General features: G+C 55.6%; 3 protein-coding genes. 2 read left to right on the top strand and 1 reads right to left on the bottom strand.

The features are described 5' to 3' along the window. Positions 1 to 110: 110 nt before the first annotated feature. Positions 111 to 1,316 carry a cytochrome P450 gene (locus LG661_RS24240; protein WP_230534565.1) on the top strand — a complete coding sequence of 402 codons (1,206 nt, stop codon included), beginning with the start codon at positions 111 to 113 and terminating at the stop codon, positions 1,314 to 1,316. Positions 1,317 to 2,599: 1,283 nt separating this feature from the next. Beyond that, positions 2,600 to 2,722: a hypothetical protein gene (locus tag LG661_RS25195; RefSeq protein WP_268995516.1), complete on the top strand. Its 123-nt coding sequence runs from the start codon at positions 2,600 to 2,602 to the stop codon at positions 2,720 to 2,722. Positions 2,723 to 3,221: 499 nt separating this feature from the next. On the opposite strand, the gene LG661_RS25630 is transcribed toward LG661_RS25195, so the two are convergent. Beyond that, entirely contained in the window at positions 3,222 to 3,458 is a 237-nt protein-coding gene (locus tag LG661_RS25630; protein WP_407666839.1) for a DUF1127 domain-containing protein, read from the bottom strand. Positions 3,459 to 3,673 lie beyond the last annotated feature (215 nt).

Raw genomic sequence — 3,673 nt, forward strand, 5'->3', positions numbered from 1 at the left:
AGGCCCTCAGACGGGATGAACAACCTCCTCAGATCTCACAGCTAGAGACCACCTGCCGGTGAAACTGGAAGGCTAGCTTTGACACTTCAGAATTGCAGAAAGGAATAGCTATGAAGAAAGAACAAACGGCCTGGGAAGTCCCAAATATCACATCGGCAGAGCTCGAAAGAGATGCGCACGATGCCTTCAGACAACACCGCGCATCCTATCCAATCGCGACCCTTCAGACCGGCGGCTACATTGTCTTGCGGTACGAGGATGTGGCCCGTCTCTCTAGCGACCCGCGATTGCAGGCAACCGGAACTGCAGTGCCGGTGCAAAGCGGCATCACTGGCGGCGCACTATTCGACATATTCCAACATGGAATGCTGACCGCAAATAACCATGTTCACGAGCGTCGCCGATCCGCATTATCGAGGGCAGTGGCAAGCCAAGTCGTCAGCAACTTCCGCTCACACGTCCGTCATGCTGCTGAGGCGCTGCTGGAGGAGGGCTACGGTGAAGGCTCGTTCGAGCTAGGCAGCTGGTATGCCACCAAGCTGCCAGCGCTTGCTCTTGCCAAAATGCTCGGAATTCCGGATGGAGAGACTCCATCGTTCATGCTCGATATCTACGAGATGAACGAGTTCTTCAGACCGCACGCCACGGCTGATGCCATTTACAATGCAGAAGCGGCAGCCAGTCGACTACAGGACTACCTCGAAACCCTTGTATCGCGGAAGTGGAATGGTCGCGCTGACGATTTTCTGTCGCACTACCTGACGCTTGTGGAGGCTGACGCTCAGCTTTCCAGCATGGAAGTGCTCATACAGATCATTCAGCTTATCATTGGCGGAACCGAGTCAGTTCGAACTGCAGTAGTAGCTCAGACCGCTAATCTACTTTCAAATCCTGAGCAGTGGAAAGCTGTTTGCGCCGACCCGACCTATGTGCCAGCTGCGGTCGCGGAGTCTCTGCGGTTTGAACCGGGAATTGCTGGCGTGGTAAGGATTGCTGCCGAAGACATCGAGATCGGTGAATCGACATTGCCTGCTGGCCAGCTCGTAATTCTTTCGTTCATGTCGGCTTTGCGGGATGAGCGGGTTTTCCAACGCGCCGGTAGCTTCGATATATTCCGTCCCGATCTCACACTTTCCAACCTTGCGTTCGGTGGAGGTCCACACAGGTGCATTGCCGACGCGCTGGGGCGGGCTGAACTCGAAGAGAGCCTGAGTGTGCTCACGGAGCGGCTTCCGAACATGAGGCTGACAACGGCGCCGGTTTTCTCCGGCCACGTGTTCGTCCGCAGAGCAACGGAATGTTGGGTCACTTGGTGATCCCACCTACTCGGAATTGATCTTGTTGCGACGCCAGTGCCAGCCGGCATGCGGCGGCCGCGGGACGGCCGCTTGCCAAAATGGCGAGGCAGGAGGACAATATGAACCGACAATAGCGAATTCAGTGTGAGATCATACCTTGGGCGTTGAAGCTCCGGCTCTATCGCTGCACCGAACGCTGGAATTTGCGCCGAGATAGCTATCTCGGTGCATCATGCGTTCGGCCGGAACTCTCCTAATCGGGGCACGGGCTGAAGGGCGTGCACTACAGTCACTCCGAACTTCTGCTTTCGCCCGGTAGCACTTGGCCGACAGCTTTTACCGGTGCATCGTCGAGAGCGGTTGCCTAGCACAGCACCACCGTTCGTCATACGATCAGCCGTAGATAGCTTACTCGTTACTCGCTCGAATTGATGAAGCAGTTCAGTTGACGCGAAAGGGGCTTGCTCCAGCAAGCAGCGTGCCGATGGGACCTGAACTATGGTTCGCAATGGCAGTATCTCCATCGCAGTCGACAGCAACGGAGATACAGTAGAATTCTCCTTCTGCGAGTTCGGCAACATGGCTGCAGTGAGGCGATTCCTGCGCGAGGCACTGCGGGCCAAATGGAGTGCACTGCTGTCGATCGTGGCTAGACCAGCCGCAGGGCAATAGGGCAATCCTATGCTGCTACACTGCGGACCGGCTCCACGGTCAGGCCCGACGCGACGCCAGAAGCGACGCTCAAACACAGTCGAGCTGTAGGCAGCGAAGGGCTCCTATACGGCAGCATTCAATCACGAGCCCCGGTTTAAGGCTTGGTTACTCTCGCCGAACTGTCAATGAAGCAGGACCCTGTTGAGTCATTCATCGCGAAGGTGGCCGTTGCCGTATTCACTAAAGGATTTCCCGCATCAATGGGCCGCTCACGGTTAGAAGAGATTATGCCTGCCGCTAGTGGCTTCGGTGTGCTTCTATCGCGTGAGCCATTGACCACTTCCTTAGCAGTTCTCCAAATTGCGAAGTGAACAGAGAGTTGACCACCCCTACCGGGTGATCCTAGGGATTTGGGCTATCGCTGACCGAGCCGCGTGACTACTCCATCAGGCGCTTGCCCAACTCTTGTCGCGTCTGACAACATGCGACACGTCCTGCAGGTTCGACGGATTTCGGAGCTCTGCAGCTGGGAGCAGTGCCGGCGCAAGTGCCGTGTAAACGCACACTCCCTGCTTGCGCCCACGGATCGCCACATACTCTCGGCGCCCTAGGCCCTCCAAAAGATTGGGCATCAAGGGAGCCGCAGCATGTATCAGATCTCCACTGAGGGCGAGGTCTGCTCCTTTTTCCTTTGCGACCTCAAGAAGCCGATGGGCTACATTCACGACATCGCCAAGAGGAGTGCTTCGACTATTGTCTCTGCAGGATAGCTGTGCAATCAGGACTTCACCAAAATGTGCGGCGACCCTAAATCCATCAGGAGGTCTAGAATGACTAAACCCGGCTATCCAAGTTTCCATCTGCCGGATCAAGCTTGCGCAGGCCAAGAGTGCACGTACAGCATCTTGCGTTGGGTCTACACCACCGTGAAAGAACATCATCGCTCCATCGCCAGATCTGGCTGAAACTCGGCCGTCCGATGCCTCAGCCGCGCATCTGACAATCTCATGGAACTGGGTCAATAACTTATGGGTGGCATCAAGGCCGACATCTTCACTCAGTCCGGTAAATCCTGTTAGGTCAACGAACACAATAGCAGACATCCAGCGTCTTCCGGACGAGGGGAGGTTGTCCGCAGCTGCGTCCGTCTCAATAGATCTAGGCTCCCTTGTATCTACGTTCCAAGTCATCGTGCTACGCAATCCGAATTTTAGGTGATTCTCAGGAGCATGGGACCTGCTCGGTCGACGCGCATGGCAAATGGTTGAACTAAGGGCGGTTACGGCGCCTGCCATGGCGGACCATACACTCAATTTCCAAGCGCGTGATACCGAAGTCTTTGAGCGTATGGTCACTACAACGCCGCAACTCCTCAATAGCCCTTTTGATGCGCCATTCCGCAATCATCCCACGGACGATTGACCTCATAGGAGGCGGCCAGAAGAGTTTTCCTTCTCTATGGTGCGCTGCCTCTCGCGGCCTACTGTCGAAAGAAAGTCTTTTCATCGTCTGATCTCCCTGTTCGGTGTGGGTGCTCGGCCTGGGTTCACGAAGTCAGGTCCCATAGAATTCGATGCGAGAGGGACTATTGCGCCAGACGGTTACGTGGAGATGTTCGATGCAGAATCTCAATTACTGCTGAAATGGCTGAAGGCGGAACTATGGATCGGTCGACAGATGGCCTGCCCCATGAGGGTGATCCGGGTGTGATGTTAATTCAG

The organism is Microvirga roseola (assembly GCF_020866965.1).
GTDB classification, from domain to species: Bacteria; Pseudomonadota; Alphaproteobacteria; order Rhizobiales; family Beijerinckiaceae; genus Microvirga; species Microvirga roseola.

Coding starts and splice junctions, on each gene's coding strand:
- LG661_RS24240 (WP_230534565.1), top strand. CDS start 111: ATGAAGAAAGAACAAACGGCCTGGGAAGTCCCAAATATCACATCGGCA.
- LG661_RS25195 (WP_268995516.1), top strand. CDS start 2,600: ATGTATCAGATCTCCACTGAGGGCGAGGTCTGCTCCTTTTTCCTTTGC.
- LG661_RS25630 (WP_407666839.1), bottom strand. CDS start 3,458: ATGAAAAGACTTTCTTTCGACAGTAGGCCGCGAGAGGCAGCGCACCAT.